Annotated in this window: 15 protein-coding genes and 1 riboswitch; of the genes, 10 read left to right on the forward strand and 5 right to left on the reverse strand. The window is 47.4% G+C overall.

Annotation, left to right across the window (positions count from 1 at the left end):
- Window positions 1–18: 18 nt before the first annotated feature.
- Window positions 19–2,973, reverse strand: coding sequence for a glycoside hydrolase family 3 C-terminal domain-containing protein (locus NSS94_RS23315; protein ID WP_341040230.1), 2,955 nt, complete (start codon window positions 2,971–2,973; stop codon window positions 19–21).
- A 235-nt stretch (window positions 2,974–3,208) separates the two neighbouring features.
- On the opposite strand from NSS94_RS23315, the gene NSS94_RS23320 reads away from it, so the two are divergent.
- The 4 genes from NSS94_RS23320 (at window position 3,209) to metE (ending at window position 9,272) form a co-directional block, all read left to right on the forward strand.
- Window positions 3,209–3,679, forward strand: coding sequence for an AbrB/MazE/SpoVT family DNA-binding domain-containing protein (locus NSS94_RS23320; RefSeq protein WP_029518613.1), 471 nt, complete (start codon window positions 3,209–3,211; stop codon window positions 3,677–3,679).
- 294 nt (window positions 3,680–3,973) lie between these two features.
- Window positions 3,974–5,923 (forward strand): anaerobic ribonucleoside triphosphate reductase, encoded by a 1,950-nt coding sequence (locus NSS94_RS23325; RefSeq protein ID WP_029518614.1) that lies wholly within the window; start codon window positions 3,974–3,976, stop codon window positions 5,921–5,923.
- A complete protein-coding gene (gene nrdG, locus NSS94_RS23330; RefSeq protein ID WP_341040231.1) occupies window positions 5,920–6,417 on the forward strand; it encodes an anaerobic ribonucleoside-triphosphate reductase activating protein in 498 nt (165 codons plus the stop codon). The genes NSS94_RS23325 and nrdG overlap by 4 nt, the downstream gene beginning before the upstream one ends.
- A gap of 179 nt (window positions 6,418–6,596) precedes the next feature.
- Window positions 6,597–6,792: riboswitch (cobalamin riboswitch) on the forward strand.
- A 161-nt stretch (window positions 6,793–6,953) separates the two neighbouring features.
- On the forward strand, window positions 6,954–9,272 hold the full coding sequence (metE, locus tag NSS94_RS23335; RefSeq protein WP_341040232.1) for a 5-methyltetrahydropteroyltriglutamate--homocysteine S-methyltransferase: 2,319 nt from the start codon (window positions 6,954–6,956) through the stop codon (window positions 9,270–9,272).
- 87 nt (window positions 9,273–9,359) lie between these two features.
- Here metE and NSS94_RS23340 read toward each other — a convergent pair whose 3' ends face one another.
- Window positions 9,360–9,893 (reverse strand): DUF6985 domain-containing protein, encoded by a 534-nt coding sequence (locus tag NSS94_RS23340; RefSeq protein WP_039271702.1) that lies wholly within the window; start codon window positions 9,891–9,893, stop codon window positions 9,360–9,362.
- 382 nt (window positions 9,894–10,275) lie between these two features.
- On the opposite strand from NSS94_RS23340, the gene NSS94_RS23345 reads away from it, so the two are divergent.
- The 5 genes from NSS94_RS23345 to NSS94_RS23365 all read left to right on the forward strand — a co-directional run bounded on the left by NSS94_RS23345 (window position 10,276) and on the right by NSS94_RS23365 (window position 13,468).
- Entirely contained in the window at window positions 10,276–10,605 is a 330-nt protein-coding gene (locus NSS94_RS23345) for a PadR family transcriptional regulator (protein WP_029518618.1), read from the forward strand.
- Window positions 10,598–11,149 (forward strand): DUF1700 domain-containing protein, encoded by a 552-nt coding sequence (locus NSS94_RS23350; protein ID WP_340933551.1) that lies wholly within the window; start codon window positions 10,598–10,600, stop codon window positions 11,147–11,149. Before NSS94_RS23345 ends, NSS94_RS23350 begins: the two co-directional genes overlap by 8 nt.
- A 4-nt stretch (window positions 11,150–11,153) precedes the next feature.
- Complete coding sequence (locus tag NSS94_RS23355) at window positions 11,154–12,005, forward strand: DUF4097 family beta strand repeat-containing protein (RefSeq protein ID WP_340933553.1); 852 nt, start codon at window positions 11,154–11,156, stop codon at window positions 12,003–12,005.
- A gap of 119 nt (window positions 12,006–12,124) precedes the next feature.
- The gene (locus tag NSS94_RS23360; protein WP_341040233.1) at window positions 12,125–12,844 is read left to right on the forward strand and encodes a 3-ketoacyl-ACP reductase; all 720 of its coding nucleotides are present in this window, start codon (window positions 12,125–12,127) and stop codon (window positions 12,842–12,844) included.
- Window positions 12,845–13,030: 186 nt separating this feature from the next.
- A complete protein-coding gene (locus tag NSS94_RS23365) occupies window positions 13,031–13,468 on the forward strand; it encodes an AbrB/MazE/SpoVT family DNA-binding domain-containing protein (RefSeq protein ID WP_029518622.1) in 438 nt (145 codons plus the stop codon).
- Window positions 13,469–13,537: 69 nt separating this feature from the next.
- Here the strand turns inward: NSS94_RS23365 and NSS94_RS23370 are convergent, their stop codons facing one another.
- A complete protein-coding gene (locus NSS94_RS23370; protein WP_069012080.1) occupies window positions 13,538–13,996 on the reverse strand; it encodes a hypothetical protein in 459 nt (152 codons plus the stop codon).
- A 120-nt stretch (window positions 13,997–14,116) separates the two neighbouring features.
- Between NSS94_RS23370 and NSS94_RS23375 the strand changes: the two genes are divergently transcribed.
- The gene (locus NSS94_RS23375; RefSeq protein WP_176715742.1) at window positions 14,117–14,278 is read left to right on the forward strand and encodes a hypothetical protein; all 162 of its coding nucleotides are present in this window, start codon (window positions 14,117–14,119) and stop codon (window positions 14,276–14,278) included.
- 25 nt (window positions 14,279–14,303) lie between these two features.
- Here the strand turns inward: NSS94_RS23375 and NSS94_RS23380 are convergent, their stop codons facing one another.
- Window positions 14,304–15,467 carry a nitric oxide synthase oxygenase gene (locus NSS94_RS23380; RefSeq protein WP_341040234.1) on the reverse strand — a complete coding sequence of 388 codons (1,164 nt, stop codon included), beginning with the start codon at window positions 15,465–15,467 and terminating at the stop codon, window positions 14,304–14,306.
- A 150-nt stretch (window positions 15,468–15,617) separates the two neighbouring features.
- Window positions 15,618–16,094 carry a Dps family protein gene (locus NSS94_RS23385; RefSeq protein WP_039271713.1) on the reverse strand — a complete coding sequence of 159 codons (477 nt, stop codon included), beginning with the start codon at window positions 16,092–16,094 and terminating at the stop codon, window positions 15,618–15,620.
- Window positions 16,095–16,203 lie beyond the last annotated feature (109 nt).

Genomic DNA, 16,203 nt, shown 5'->3' on the forward strand with positions numbered 1-16,203 from the left:
GTGATGTCAGAAGTAAGTTCAAGCCTGAAAGCCGGAATCCTCTGTAGCATGATCGCCCAAAATAAAATGAGCTAACCGCACTTCCCCGCTCAACAACAGATATACATCACGTATGCCAGAGACTGAATGTACCGCTTCGGAGAGTGTAACCCATGCTTGCGCCCCTCCTGTATTGCCCACGTTCACACGTGCCACGGCTTCACTATCGGGTGCATCCAAACACAGCTCAATTGTGGCATCACTGCTGTTGCCCGACACACGGCACTGAAGCTCGGTCACACTCACAGTATCCATGTCTACGCCATGAAAGGCAATCCAACCAGAACGTTGAGGTGTGCGCGGACGTACACAGGCCTCCTTTTGCTCCTTGCTTTCATCTAGTACGATGTCGGAGCAATCATCGAAGTTTTCAGCGCGGATACTTCGTCCGGCTTGGCGTGGTGGAATGACTTCGCCTCGAACGTACACAGGGTGCTCCAATCGGATATCCGCTGAGGAAGCACCAGCCAGCAGTGTATATTCACCCGATTCAACGCAATAGCAATCCCGCGTAACATCCCAGATCGCCCAATCCTTCATCCGAATCGTAAAGGAAACCGTTCGCGTCTCACCTGCCTCTAAGCGAATACGTTGAAAACCGCACAATGTCTTCAATGGTCGCTTTACTCGTGAGGCACCAGGCCGTACATAGAGTTGCACAACCTCTTCACCAGCAGCTACGCCCCGATTCGTCACCTCTACCCACACCTGGAGCGTATCCATGGCATCCAGTGCAGCAATAGATGTTACGCTATCCTTCAGGGCATCTGTACGCAGGTCACTATATTCAAAAGGCGAATACGTCAATCCATGGCCAAATGGATACAAGGATACACCTTCAAAATATTGATAGGTACGACCACCGCGAATAATATCGTAATCTTTGATGTCGCCCAATTGATCCTCGCTCTGAACCCAGGTCATGTTCAAACGCCCCGCTGGCGCGTAATCTCCAAATAACACATCCGCTATTGCCGTACCATGCTCTTGTCCCGCATGAGACGTGTATACGATCGCTGGAATATGCTCCTGAACCCAAGGGATGGCAAATGGATAGCTACCCGTCAGAACCACAATCGTATTCGGATTGACGCGATACACTTCCTCGATAAGCCGTTGCTGGGAAGCTGCCAGTTCCAAGCCTGGGCGATCATTCTCTTCCTTTCCATTGATGAGCGGGTGATTTCCAACAAATACAATTGCTGTATCTGCCGCTTGCGCAGCGGCTATCGCTTCCGCTAAACCATCTGACACCGTCTCTACCTGGAATGTTGTATGGCTCTGTCCTGAAACTGTCGAGGCTGTTGAGGCGTTACACTCTACAGCGTTAAGTGCGGATTTTTCAGCCTCCCCTACCTTTAATGAGCCCTCTGTTCCGGCAATGACTGGTTTTCCATTCCATGTCGTCCACAGATGCTCTCCTTGTCCAACAGGAGTCAGCCCAAAGACCTCTTTGACATACCAGCCATACGCTTCATCAGCTGTCACACGAAGCGTTATTTCATCACTCGTCACGTAAGTACCCAGATGCTCATCATGTAACGTCACACTGCCATAGCCCCAATCCGTCATGGTCAATACCGTTGGGTCTCCATCCTGGGATAGGCGCATCTCACCAGAAGAATCAACTGCGAGCTTCGATCCGTCATTCGCCGCCGTCAAGGTCACGCGATCCTTGGCATCAAGGTACACGACGCGTTCCTTCTCGTCCTCGCCTTCCAGCTTGGTACGAATCGCCTCCAGCGGTGTAACCCGGTAGGGCAGCGTACCGGAATACCAGTCGCGGTACACCTCATTGCCATGCGTACCAATGACCGCTACTTTGCCACACCGGGCAGGGTCCAATGGCAAGAGTTCATGCTCATTTTTAAGCAATACGATCTGCTCCCTCGCCGCACGCAACGACAATTCACGGGCTTGCTCTGTCACGAGAGCTTCCTCTCCGATCGAGGCATAGGGGTTGTCTGCAGCCGGATCAAATTCCCCCAACCGAAAACGGACACGGAACGTATGAAACAATGCCCGATCCAAGTCTTCTTCTTGCAGCGATCCTTGTGCCAAAGCTTCTCGAATCGCCCGCTTGGAGAGCTCCGCATCATCTGTAATGCTGTCAATTCCCGCCCGAATAGATTCGGCCACACCTGGCGTGTGGGAATCGTAATACTGATGATCGTTGACAATCCCCATGACATCACCCGCATCACTTACGACAAAGCCGTCCATCCCCCATTCGTCCCTGACAATATCGTTAACCCCATGATATAACGTAGCAGGCGTTCCATTAATTAGGTTGTAGGAAGTCATCATCGACTGGGCGCCGCCTTCCATAAAAGGCTTCTCAAAGGCTCTTAGGTAATATTCTCGCAGGTTCCGTGGGTCTATACTGGAGGAGCCGCTTCCCCGATCCACTTCATTATTGTTACCCAGAAAATGTTTTAAAGTGGCAACCGCTTTCAAATATACCGGATGATCTCCCTGTATTCCCTTGACTAACTCCCTTGACAGTTCTCCCGTCAAATATGGGTCTTCGCCGTAAGCTTCCTCATTGCGTCCCCATCTTGGGTCACGCTCCATATCCACCGTAGGTGCCCACAAGGTCAGACCGTTTAATTTGGGATCACGACGATAGTAGACACGCGCCTCATCTGCGATAACAGATCCGATTTGACGCATTAACTCCGTATCCCAAGTACATGCCAATCCTACTGGCTGAGGAAATGAAGTCGCCTCACCCAACCATGCTATCCCGTGTGCCGCTTCCGTACCGTGCTTGTAAGCTGCGACTCCCAATCGGTCAATGGCCGGCTGGTATTGCAACATGGATTCGATCTTTTCCTCCAAGGTTAGTCGTGACACGAGATCCCGTACACGCTCATCCAGATGAATCTTCGGATCTTGAAATAAATATTCGATACCCGTTGTTTCATGACTCATATCCGTCATCCTCCTTATCCCATTTAAGAATATAATGAAAAGGCATACATGAAAGCGTTTTATATATCATAGCTAAAAGGGAGTATCCCGGCAACAATACCGAAAAAATCCTATACTGGATGAAAGAGAGCCGCAGCATAAAGACAAAAAAAGTTGCATTTTACCTTCAATATACAAAGCTAAAAATAATATTTTTTGGTATAATCAGGATATATCATTGAAGGAGGAAACGCTGATGAAAAATACCGGAATGACAAGGCCCCTGGATCAATTGGGGCGAATTGTACTCCCTAAGGAAATGCGCACCACAATGGATATCAATATCGGTGATTCGCTTGAATTCTTCGTAGATGAAGAAGGATTTGTATTAAGAAAATACACGGGTGTCTCCTGCAAATTTTGCGGCGCGGTGGATCACTTAACTTATTTTCGGGACAGCTTTATCTGCGCTGATTGCATTCAATTATTAAAGACCGATGAAAATGTGCATGCCACAAGCAATGATGCTATCCAGGCTCAAGAACATACCCAGCCGATCCGAAACAACACAACGTGGCAGCCCAAGCAATCCAGAGTGCAGCAAGGTGAAATGGTAAAAAAGCTTCGCAAGCTAATTCAGGATCACCCGAACCTGCCACAAAAAGTGTATGCAGAAATGCTCGATATCTCCCAAGGCCGGGTGTCCCAGTTGAAAAAGCTACTCTAAACCTTCTAAAATCTATATCCCAAAATCATACACAATGTACCGACGACCCTATTCATTTTTTTGTCACAACTTCGATTGCCAGGTATAGAGTAAGGCGCATATCTACGGATGTGCCCCTTACTCTATACCTGGCTTTTTCGTGTCGGCCGCTCTTGCTAATGTGACAATAGTCACATACTCCCGATGTATACGTATATACAATATATAGATCGAAACAATTGGTTATCACTATATATCATCAATATGTTGTTTTTGTGAAAAATATATATATTTTACTATATGGAGGGTTTTACGATGAAAGTGCTGGAGGAACATCAATTATACGACATCGGCGAGCGGGTCATTGGGGCACAAGATCTGGACATGCTGCGGGAGAATGCAAATCTGAATGGAGAATCGTTCAGCGGCAAAATGAGCAAGCTTGGGTCCGAGTATGCCAAATGGTATGCGCGCCTGCGGGTACTTCCGCCTGAACTGACGAACGCGATTGATCACGGATATGTATATGTTCACGATTTGGACCAATACGCACTCGGAACTACGAATTGTATCTTTATCCCTTTTGGCCGGTTACTACAAGACGGATTCAATACAGGCAATGGCTCTGTACGCACACCGCAAACGATTATGTCCGCCATGGCACTAGTTGCCATCATATTCCAGTCTCAGCAAAATAGCCAATTCGGAGGTGTCTCCGCCAATAAAATAGATTGGGACCTTGCCCCATACGTTGCCCGGTCCTTCCGCAAGCATCTGCGCAAGGGACTTCGGCTGTTCGAGGAAGAGATAGAATCCAGTCTGACTGACGATGAACTACATATGGCCAATCCCCATTTGCAAGAAGCCTGCCCTCGTTCATACGCATTCGCTCGCGAAGAGACGGAGACGGAAACCCGACAGGCTGCTGAATCGCTCATTCATAACCTGAACACCATGAGCAGTCGCGCGGGTGGACAGATTCCATTCACTTCACTGAATTACGGAATGTGCACGTCTGCTGAGGGACGGCTTGTTACTCAATCGCTGCTGGAGGCTACGATTCGCGGCTTGGGTAGCGGGGAAACTCCTATTTTTCCACAGCATATTTTCCAATGCAAAGAGGGAATCAATCAGGCAGAAGGCGACGTCAATTATGATTTGTTCTTACGGGCGGTAGAATGCTCTAGCAGACGGATGTATCCCAATTTTGTGAATGTAGATGCCACCTTCAACCTGCCTTTTTACCGTGCTGATGACCCGGATACCATTATAGCGACAATGGGTTGCCGTACCCGCACCATTTCTGACCGTTTCGGTAGAAATCGGCAGAGTGGCAAGGGAAATCTCTCCTTCAATACCATTAATCTGGTGCGGCTTGGCATTGAGTATGGTATTTGCACAGGCAAACGCCTGACACCTGACCGTGATCGCTTTGATGCGAGACTAGAAGAAGTTATGCGCATTGCGGTGGATGGCTTAATCCATCGCTATCAAATCCAGACCAGCCAGCCGGCCAAAGCCTCGGACTTTATGATGCGCGAAGGGGTATGGGAAGGTGGAGAACAACTAGAGCCAGATGATAAGGTGGGAAGCATACTAAAACACGGTACGCTTTCGATCGGATTCATCGGACTGGCTGAGTGCATGAAGGCACTATACGGGAAACACCACGGGGAGGATGATTTCGTATACCGCGAGGCACAGCGAATCATCACTTCTATGCGCGTGTATTGCGATCGAATGAGTGAATATCACAATTTGAATATTACATTGTTCGCTACGCCTGCCGAAGGTCTGTCGGGCAAGTTCACCTTGCTGGATCAACGTGATTTCGGGATTATTCCTGAGGTAAATGATCGAGAATATTACACGAATTCTTTTCATATTCCCGTGTATTACACGCTCCCGGCTGCTCGCAAAATCAGCTTGGAAGCTCCGTTCCATAACCTATGCAACGCTGGTGCGATATCATACATTGAGCTGGACGGTAATGCGCGGAATAACCCGGATGCGTTTCTTAAAATTGTTCAGTACGCGCTACATCAGAACATCGGCTACTTCTCCATCAACCACCCGGTGGATCGTTGTACAGAATGCGGTTATGAAGGGATTATCGGGACAAGCTGCCCCCAATGTGGCACAGATGAGGAGCACACACACTTTCAGCGCTTACGTCGGGTAACCGGATATCTGACAGGGGATTATACCGTTCGCTTTAATGCTGCAAAACAAGCAGAAGTTCGAGATCGGGTGAAACATAAGTGAATTTGTGTGGCTACATTCCGGAATCTCTGAACGAAGGATACGGCCTGCGCACCGTCGTGTTCATTAGCGGTTGCCGTCATGCCTGTCCCGGATGCTTTAATCCAGCGTCGTGGAGCTTCCATGCAGGTGAGCCATTCACCCCCCAACGACAACAGGAGGTCATTCGTGACATCATGGATAATCCGTTGTTGGACGGACTGACTCTCTGCGGGGGAGACCCGTTTTTCTCAGCAGCAGAATGCTCGCAATTTGTGCGCGACTTCCGTGCGGCCTGTCCCGACCGAACCGTGTGGGCTTACACTGGCTTTGTCTATGAAGATCTACTCACAGATCAGGAGCGACAGGAGCTAGCACTTTTGTGCGATGTGATTGTGGATGGTCGCTTTGTAGAACAGCAAAAGGACCTGACCCTTCCCTTCCGAGGCAGCCGCAACCAGCGTCTGGTAGATGTAAAAGCCAGCATTCAGGCAGGTTACACCGTTTCATTGGCTTAAAGCGAAGCTTACTCGGCATATGCTATATCTAATCTAGGACAAGTCTCCATCATGGATGAGGCTTGTCTTTTTTGGCATATCCCTAACAGATTCCATTGCAGTTTCTATTGCGCATCCTGCAAGTTTCACTTATGATGGTGAACAAGTATACGAGTGCATAATTATTCGTCATACCTTAACCGCATAGCTTGGAGATAGGTGTCTGTTCTATTCAGATCAGGCTTAAAAGGGAAGCCGGTGCAAATCCGGCACGGTCCCGCCACTGTAAACGGGGAACTTTCAGCTGTTCATACAACCACTGGTCCACAGACCGGGAAGGGATGCTGAGAGTCATGATCCGTAAGTCAGGAGACCTGCCTATTTTAACAACATCGCAAGTACCTACGGAAGATAGGGAGGTGTTAAGAGCAGTCGCCGTATTTTTGATTTTTTAATCACGGAGGCATTCTTTCCCCTACTTATTTTTAACTCTAGGGGGAAGAATGCCTTTTTTGGTACGTAAAAATAAAACAGCCACCCACTAGGAGGAAAAGTACATGTCCGTCATTGAATGGCCTGAATTATCCGGCTTAATTAGCAGTAATCTGGGATATCCGCGTATCGGCGAAAACCGGGAATGGAAGAAAGCACTGGAACGCTTCTGGAACGGCAGTATTAGCGAAAGCGAACTGCAAACGGAGATGAAAAGATTACGGTTGGAGCATCTGAGCAAGCAGCGTGACAAGGGGATTGATCGCATTCCTGTCGGAGACTTCTCCTATTATGATCACATGCTGGATACATCTGTGATGTTTGGTCTAGTACCCGAACGGTTCAACCATCGTCCTGCAGGTCCGATTCCTCTGTCCGTGTATTTCGGGATCGCTCGTGGTCAAAAGGGAGCAACCGCCAGTGAAATGACCAAATGGATGAATACCAATTATCACTACATCGTTCCTGAATTGGCAAACGCAGTCCCGGTGTTCACTGAAAATAAACCTTTACAGGCTTATCGTGAAGCAAAACAAGAGCTAGGCATTGATGGGAAACCGGTCCTCATCGGCCCCTATTCATTCGTTACCCTTTCCAAAGGCTATGATCGCAAGGAGCTTGCTTCTATTATAAGAACCTTCCTGCCTTTATACACCCGTGTCCTGTCTGAACTAGCAGCAGAAGGTGTTCAGTGGGTCCAAATCGATGAACCTGTCCTGACCACCTCATTCCCAGTAGAGGATCTGGACATTATTCAGGAAGTCTATGAAGCTTTGGCCCAAGCTGCGCCCTCTTTAAATATAATGCTGCAAACTTACTTTGGCAGCCTGGACCATTATGAGCGTCTGTCCGCACTTCCGGTACAGGGACTGGGTCTTGATTTTGTGTATGATGATGGCGAAAATCTCCAGCATATATTGCAGCATGGTTTCCCTAAAGGAAAAACGCTGGGCGCTGGGGTCATTGACGGGCGCAATATATGGCGCAGCGACCTTAACGCTGTGGCTACCCTGCTGGGTCAGTTAGCAGAACAGACCACTGCCGAGCAGCTTATCGTACAGCCATCATGCAGTCTGCTGCATGTGCCAGTCAGTCTGGAAGCAGAGCACAAGCTGGATCGAGAACTGGTGCAAGCGCTGGCCTTTGCCGATGAAAAGCTTGAGGAAATCGCCGTCCTGACGGCTGCACTTGGCAAACACGATCCATCCGCACTCACCAAGCTTGGACAAAGTGCGGATGCGGTAGCCCGTTTCAACAGCTCAGCGGCACGTGTACAGACAGCTGCCGATCTGGCTGACTTGCTGGCAAAGGAGCCTCTAACACGCAGCGTTCCTTTCGCCGAGCGTCGTGAGATTCAGCAAAATAAGCTGAAGTTGCCTCCACTGCCTACGACGACCATTGGTAGCTTCCCGCAAACCGCCGAGATCCGCAAGGCCCGCCTGCACTATCGCAAAGGACAATGGTCTGCCGAGCAATACCGGACGTTCATCCAACAGCAAATCAAGGAATGGATTGATATTCAGGAGGACATTGGCATTGACGTGCTTGTACACGGGGAATTTGAGCGGACCGATATGGTTGAATTTTTTGGCGAAAAGCTGAATGGCTTTGCTTTTACACAAAACGGATGGGTGCAGTCCTACGGCTCCCGCTGTGTCAAACCGCCGATTATATACGGAGACGTCTCCTTCGATCAGCCCATGACTGTGGAAGAAACGGCATTCGCTCAATCGTTAACTTCCAAGCCTGTTAAGGGAATGCTTACAGGCCCTGTGACCATTTTGAACTGGTCTTTTGAACGCAATGATATTCCGCGTAGCCAAGTTGCTTTACAATTGGCTCTGGCATTACGGGCAGAGGTAGAGGCACTGGAACAAGCGGGCATCAGCATGATTCAGGTCGATGAACCCGCAATTCGTGAAGGGCTTCCGCTGAAAAAAGAACAACAGCAAGCCTATCTGGATTGGGCGGTTCAAGCCTTCCTTGTGACCACGGCCACCGTTGAACCTGCGACCCAAATCCATACGCATATGTGCTATTCCGAATTTCAGCATATGATTCAGTCCATCTCCGACATGGATGCCGACGTTATATCTATTGAAACTTCGCGAAGCCACGGAGAACTGATTGTCAGCTTTGAAGATCAGGTATACGACAAAGGCATCGGTCTGGGCGTGTACGATATCCACAGTCCGCGCATCCCCGATGTATCTGAAATGCTAAGCATGATCCAGCGTGCCCTGCGCGTACTGCCATCAGATTTGTTCTGGGTTAATCCGGATTGTGGTCTGAAAACCCGCACCAAAGAGGAATCTGTCGCCGCCTTGCGACAAATGGTACAAGCGGCTCAAGCAGCCCGGGCTGCATTGGCTGTATCCAACTAATTTTTTATCGTTTCGAATCACGCCTTCATTTTCAACATATTCTGTTCCCCTTTCCGGTCCTTTCTGCTAAAAGCCCGGGAAGGGGATTTATTCTAGGTCATATAATGTATAAGCGCCTTGAATATGCTCCATTTTCATCTGCTTCATATGTACGCCTAAGCCATGTTCTCGATCCCAGGAACAACTAAAATTCAAATACAGTTCATCCTTTGCCGATGAGTCGGAAATCAATATAGACATAAGCTGTATTCGATTCAACAATTGTTCCGGCCGCTCCACATAAGGCGCATATTCATCCGGGTCCTCTCCCCATGTACTGTAAGCATTCCGATACTTTTCCACGATGCCAGCATAATGATGGTGTATGGATTCCAACACTTGAGGATGAATAGCTGATGAATATTCCATATACTGCTCCCATGTCTTTTTTTGCAACAGTGTAGGTTCTTCTATAGTCTGTGCCTGTTCTTCGGAATCGGCTCCCACGATAAATTCGACTTCTACTTCCGAGGGCTGCCCGCAAAAATCAAGTTGCACTACACCACGCAGAACAATCTCCTCAGATACATCCCAAGACTCATCATCCTGTTCCAGTTCCATATACCAATGTTTCCAGTCCATTCTTTATCCACCTCTTCATAAAAAGTAATTTTTAACCCTGTTGAATACTTTACAATCTATCATTTTAATGAATGAAATTAAAGCGGCATCCTATCTGTGCTTCCAGCCATATTTCGATGAATTCCCAAATAAAAATACTTTTTTCTACAACATTCGCTACTCAATAAAGCCTCCAAGGAAGGAAATCTGTCCATTTTGACACAAATATTTTATTATTAAAAATTTAGTACCTTGCATTAATCAGTACATGATGTTAAATTATACCTGACTACTGTTCTATAATTAGTACCCGTGACAAATTATGCACAAACACACGTTTCTTTCCCTTATTCCGAACGACACCTATGAATTATTGATAACATCCAGGAAGGGAGCACCGCTCGTGAATGTGAACATCCAATTCAAAAAAGGGGTACTGGAACTGTGCGTTCTCGTTCTAATTGGACGCAAAGACCGTTATGGCTACGAGTTGGCGCAAGCCGTCTCCCGTCATATTGAAGTAGCCGAGGGAGCCCTATATCCACTGCTTCGCCGTCTGGTATCAGAAGGATACTGCACAACGTATTTACAGGAATCGACCGAGGGGCCTCCTCGCAAATATTATCGGCTGACCGATACTGGCAGTCATTATACAAGAATACTTACGCGGGAATGGAATGATTTTGTCCATAATGTCGCAAGCCTACTGGAGGAAGGAAATTCCGATGAATAGAAAACAGTTTCTTACAGAGGTGGAACAGCGTCTTTCTCCTCTCCCTGCAGAGGTACGCAATGAGCTGCTTAGTGATTTGAGCCAGCATTTTGACTACGGGTTGGTTAATGGCAAAAGCGAAAGTGAGATTGCCCATGAGCTGGGTAACCCAGAGGATATTGCCCGAGAAGCGTTGGATGATCCCAATGCAGCCTGGAACGCTTCTCCTCCGCTTCGCCAGGGAAGCTTCGCACGCAATCTTTTTACTTTCTTAGGGCTACTGTTTCTTAACTTGCTGATCTCCATCCCGATTATGGCTACCCTATGGGTAGTATGGGTTTCATTGACCGTGGTAGCGGTTAGCTTCATTGCAGCCCCCCTTCTCGCCGTTACTGATTATGCGCTAAACAGCACCTTTTACCCGGCCAAATTCTTTTTCTCTATCACGTTGACGGGTATAGGTCTATTGCTGCTGCCTGGAGTACGTTATCTCTTACTCCTTATGGTCAGGGGCACTGTACGATACTGGAAATGGAATCTGACTACCCTGAGGGGAGCTTACTAACAACATGAATAAAAAGTGGTTTATTGCAGCAGGTCTGTGCATTGTCATCGGTGTAGCCGGAATGGTGGCCTACGGTGCCCCATGGAGTCAACAAGTCATGAAGGAAACAACTGCGATTAACAAAAAATGGACGTTTACACGTGGTCAGCTACAGAAGCTGAAAGTGGACAGCTCTGATGATGTCTCTATTTTGTTTACTCCTGGCTCTGGCGACCAAGGTACGATACGCATTAGTGGAGAAGTTCAGACAAAGGTAGCCGACCAAATTCATAATGCCCGAATTGAGAACGGTAAGCTTACCATTCAATCGGAGCCGGCCCCTTCCTTGTCATTCTTTTCGATCACTCCTGATTTGGATCAAACGATTACCGTAGAGATGCCCTCTGGCGAAACACTAACTGACCTACAGGTAGATGCACATTCAGGGAATGTAAAACTTCAGGATGCCTCCGTGCAGAATACTTCCATCACCGCTACTTCAGGCACTGCCGAGATTACAAACCTCCAAAGTACCCACCTGATCGCAAATTTAACATCCGGCAATTTTACAGCCAGTCAGCTTGCAGCAGATATGGAGTTAAAGCTTACTTCAGGTGATGTTACCATTCGTGATTATAGCGGTAATGGCCTTATTTCCCTAACCTCAGGGGAGACAAATATTACGCAACGTGCCGTAGCCAACTTGGAAGTGAATGCTGATTCTGGTGACGTGAAGATTAAGCAAGCTCCCAATTTTAAAGGTGTTTATAATGTCCGCTCTGACTCTGGGAGTATCAATACTCCCGAATCTGTTCCCGGTAGTGTGAACGTGATTAAGGTCGAAACCACTTCAGGGGATATTTATATTTCCAAATAGAGACCTCTAAATGAATGCCTCATCAGAGGCGAAGTTTGGTTCAATGAGTTTAACCTTGTATAATGTAACCATGTGCCCAGATGCACAACCACATTATAGATTAATAAGGAGGAGACTGGATGGAACTTAAGAATAAAACAGCTATTATTACAGGAGCCAGTAAAGGAATCGGTAAAGCAATTGCCGAAACTTTAGCTAAGGAAGGCGTTAACCTGGGATTAATTTCACGCACATTGACTGACCTGCAAAAGCTGCAGGATTCACTGGGGAGTACATACGGTGTGAAAGTGGTGAGTGCTGTTGCAGATATATCGGATCGCTCACAGGCCGCTACCGCTGTAGCCTCACTGGAACATGAGCTAGGCGCTGTCGACATTTTGATCAACAATGCAGGCATTGCTACCTTTGGCACAGTCGCGGAGATGGACCCCGAAGAGTGGGAACGTATTATTCGCGTAAACCTGATGGGAACCTATTATGTCACACATGCTGTGCTTCCAAGCATGCTGGCGCAAAAGAGCGGAAACATTATTAATATTTCCTCGACGGCAGGAGAACGGGGTTTTGCAACAGGCTCAGCATATTGCGCATCCAAATTTGCTTTGATGGGCTTCACGGAAGCACTGATGCAGGAAGTTCGCAAATCTAACATTCGCGTCACCGCGCTGACTCCAAGCACTGTCAATACAGAACTGGCGGCAAACGCAGGATTACCTATTGGTGATGAGGATCGCATGCTTCAACCGCAGGATTTGGCCGATCTGACATTAGCCACATTGAAACTGCCTCCACGAGTTCAATTAAAAGTAGCCGGTATTTGGACAACCAACCCACAGTAGTTCGACATGACATCTTAGATTCATTGGCTGTACAATGCTCCGGCAGACGTAATTGTTCGTCATGCCGGAGCTTTTTTTTCAGCATAGCTATACCAAAACAAACTGTAATATAAGCGCTTTGTACTTCCAGCATATATACATACAATTCCTACAACTATAAGCGCATTTCAGGAAAGGGGAAAAATGATGAAGAACACAGGAATGACACGGCCATTAGACCATTTAGGCCGCATTGTGCTGCCTAAGGAGCTGCGCAATTCTATGAATATTAATATTGGAGATGCCCTCGATTTTTTTATTACCCCAGAGGGACTGATGATTCGCAAGTATACGGGGGTTTCTTGCTATTTTTGTGGTGCCGTAGATCATTTGAGCTATTTCAGGGATCATCTGATATGTAAAAGTTGTATTGAAAATCTGAAGAGCGATAATCCTTCTAGTCATTTGAGTGAAGCACGTCCTGTCCAGCCCAAGAAAAGAAGGAGTTACAGAAATCAGAATGATCTCCTGAATAAACTAAAACAGCTCATGCAGGAGCACCCTAATGTATCTCAAAAAGAATTAGCCGAAATGCTCGAACTATCCCAGGGACGCGTGTCGCAGCTTAAAAAGCTACTCCTTTAGATCATCCGACCCAATCTCGTCTGTTTTAATCAACAAAAAAAGAGCCTGACGGCTCTCGGATCATCTTTGTTACGCAATGTCAGACTGCTCCATAATCGGGACCCGATAGGCCAGCAAGGACTCGTCTATTACGGCAGAAATAAACGTTGCATCTATTTCAGGCACCAACCCAAGCGCATAATTCCATGCGTTTTCTTCAATTTGCAGCGCAAGTCGTTGCCGGGTCCCTATCCCACTCTCTTGCTCCAACGCATCGGAGAGGTCCACTAATTCCGTATCGGCGGCGTGTCCAATCTCATGTGCAAGCACAACTGTAAAATACTCCTCAACTCGATCAATGCTGCCGAACATCTGTAAACACTGTGTTTCGATAACGTCCGTATACATGGTAATGGCGTGAGCATTCATAGCATATTTACCCCCAATCAGCCTTCCGCCAGGAAAACGTTTCTCCAGCTTGACTATCACACCTATAGCAGCCCGTTCCAAAAGCTCAGCGACAATGCGCTCTGCCTGATATCTTTCCAACTTAGCTTCGCTCCTCAAACTAGAATATATAAAGGTATATTTACTCTAAATTCATGAAATCATGGATGTGTTCATACCATACACAGTACGATATTATACCTTTTTACAAAGGAGAATACCATGTCAGAAGATTATTATGTAGGGTGGGGAACACTTGCCCTGATTAATGCCGGCTTGGCACAATCCAAAAATCGGAGCGGGCTAAATTGGTTTTTTCTCTCCCTATTAATAGGACCACTGGCTACCCTATTTATCGTTGCATGGGATAAGCTCGAGTCCTAATGCAGCAATCAGGTCATTCCCATCGTTATCCGGAATGAAAAGGACAGCCTTGGCGTTTCTGCTGAAGCACTGTATCTGATACTGTATTAGCCTGTCTCGACATATACGACTTCTCTTGAACTCCGAAATTCGGCTTCACAAGCCGATTATCGTAGGAATTATGAAAAATATGCGTTGTCGCCGGGGATAGCGGGGGAATCAGCCATGTCCAATTGCCTGTCAGTGCGCGTCCAGCCTTGGCTTCCCGTTCCTCAAACAGCTTGAATTGTGCCGCTGCGGTATGGTGGTCGACAATGCTGACTCCCGCCTTTTTGAAAGAATGCAGCACAGCAATATTCAATTCCACCAGCGCCCGATCACGCCAAAGCGTTGTTTCACTCGTCGTATCCAGCCCCATCAGCTTAGCCACCTGTGGCAACATATTATAGCGGAAGGTATCCGCAAAATTGCGGGCGCCGATTTCTGTTCCCATATACCAGCCGTTAAAGGGAGCCGCTGTATAGATAATACCGCCAATCTCCAGCGTCATGTCCGAAATCATAGGCACAGCATACCAACGTAATCCCAAGGAAGCGAAACCCGAGATTTCTGGATGCTCAATGGCCACCTCCATTATCAAATGTTCAGGAATATCATATAGCTCGGGAGGCCGTCCGCCTGCTTCCACAACCAGTGGCAATATATCAAAAGGGGTCATCGCTCCTTGCCAGCCCATGTCTTTACAAGCATTGGTAAAATCTACCGAGATCGGGTCCCCGATGACCCCTTGACCGGTTTCATATCCAGCGTAACGAATGAGTTGATGGTTCCAGATGCGGATATTCGGCTGCCCTGGCTTGGAGGCGCGGAATACAGTAAGCGTTGGCTTAATTTTACCGCCATTCGTTCCTATGCGTATATGCTCCAAGAGCTCGCGAACCACTTCCGTTGCATCTGACGCGCCCCGCGCATCCCTGACCAAAAGCTTGTCCCAAAATAAGCGACCGATGCAACGATTGCTATTGCGCCAAGCCATAAGTGCCCCGTGCTCCAGCTCTTCGTACGTATGATCATACGTTCCCGTAGTCTCTATGTCGTGACGAATATTAAGAAGCCGGGCCTCCGCTTCATCGCGGCTTCGGCCCAGCTCCTCATAACATGTATATATAAACTGCTCCGCTTCATGCAAAAGCTGTTGTTTCACTTCCATAACACACACCCCATCCCGGCAGCTCTATAACTCTAGAGCCTGTGGTCTTCCACGCCTTCTCGTTATTATACTCCAGTGGCAGAGTGGAACCAACGGGATGTGTGTCTTGTTCACCTGATCTCCATATACATGGAAGTCTATACCAATGGGTTATCCCAAATACGCACTCAGCATCCAGATGTGTTTATCCATTGCTTCTCTTAAGCCGTTAAGAAGATCCTCTGTCGCTTTATCCTGTGCCGCTTCCGCTGCTTCCATCCCATTAGCCAGCTCAACAGTGATGGTTTTAAAATCAGCAACAACGGACTTCACCATATCCTCAGCTGTCTGCTCACCTGCGGACTCCTGAATAGCTGAAAGTTGCAAATGCTCCTTCAAGGTCGCAGCCGGACGGCCACCAATAGCCAACAATCGTTCAGCAATCGTATCTAGATTAGCTGTTGCTTCATTGTAAAGTTCTTCAAATTTAGCATGCAATGTGAAGAATTTAGGTCCTTTCACATACCAGTGGAAATAATGCAGTTTCGTGTACAATACAGACCAGGTAGCTACCTGACGATTCAATGCCTTGTGCAATTCTTGAATAGCCTCTTGTGTAGGTGCGTTCGTATGATTTAATGTACTCATGTTTAAAATCCCCTCTCGTTCAAATATAGTTGGTGTAAAGCTTGGATGCTCGTTAGCAGTAGTGTCTGATTTTCTTCAAAATTCCATGCGTCAATCCAATAAATCTTAA

It is taken from the genome of Paenibacillus sp. FSL L8-0644, assembly GCF_038008165.1.
Lineage (GTDB): Bacteria > Bacillota > Bacilli > Paenibacillales > Paenibacillaceae > Paenibacillus > Paenibacillus polymyxa_D.

Bases quoted from the DNA above. Each gene is read 5' to 3' on its own strand.
- NSS94_RS23315 (WP_341040230.1), bottom strand. From the start codon at position 2,973: ATGAGTCATGAAACAACGGGTATCGAATATTTATTTCAAGATCCGAAG.
- NSS94_RS23320 (WP_029518613.1), top strand. From the start codon at position 3,209: ATGAAAAATACCGGAATGACAAGGCCCCTGGATCAATTGGGGCGAATT.
- NSS94_RS23325 (WP_029518614.1), top strand. From the start codon at position 3,974: ATGAAAGTGCTGGAGGAACATCAATTATACGACATCGGCGAGCGGGTC.
- metE (WP_341040232.1), top strand. From the start codon at position 6,954: ATGTCCGTCATTGAATGGCCTGAATTATCCGGCTTAATTAGCAGTAAT.
- NSS94_RS23340 (WP_039271702.1), bottom strand. From the start codon at position 9,893: ATGGACTGGAAACATTGGTATATGGAACTGGAACAGGATGATGAGTCT.
- NSS94_RS23350 (WP_340933551.1), top strand. From the start codon at position 10,598: ATGAATAGAAAACAGTTTCTTACAGAGGTGGAACAGCGTCTTTCTCCT.
- NSS94_RS23355 (WP_340933553.1), top strand. From the start codon at position 11,154: ATGAATAAAAAGTGGTTTATTGCAGCAGGTCTGTGCATTGTCATCGGT.
- NSS94_RS23360 (WP_341040233.1), top strand. From the start codon at position 12,125: ATGGAACTTAAGAATAAAACAGCTATTATTACAGGAGCCAGTAAAGGA.
- NSS94_RS23365 (WP_029518622.1), top strand. From the start codon at position 13,031: ATGAAGAACACAGGAATGACACGGCCATTAGACCATTTAGGCCGCATT.
- NSS94_RS23375 (WP_176715742.1), top strand. From the start codon at position 14,117: ATGTCAGAAGATTATTATGTAGGGTGGGGAACACTTGCCCTGATTAAT.
- NSS94_RS23380 (WP_341040234.1), bottom strand. From the start codon at position 15,467: ATGGAAGTGAAACAACAGCTTTTGCATGAAGCGGAGCAGTTTATATAT.
- NSS94_RS23385 (WP_039271713.1), bottom strand. From the start codon at position 16,094: ATGAGTACATTAAATCATACGAACGCACCTACACAAGAGGCTATTCAA.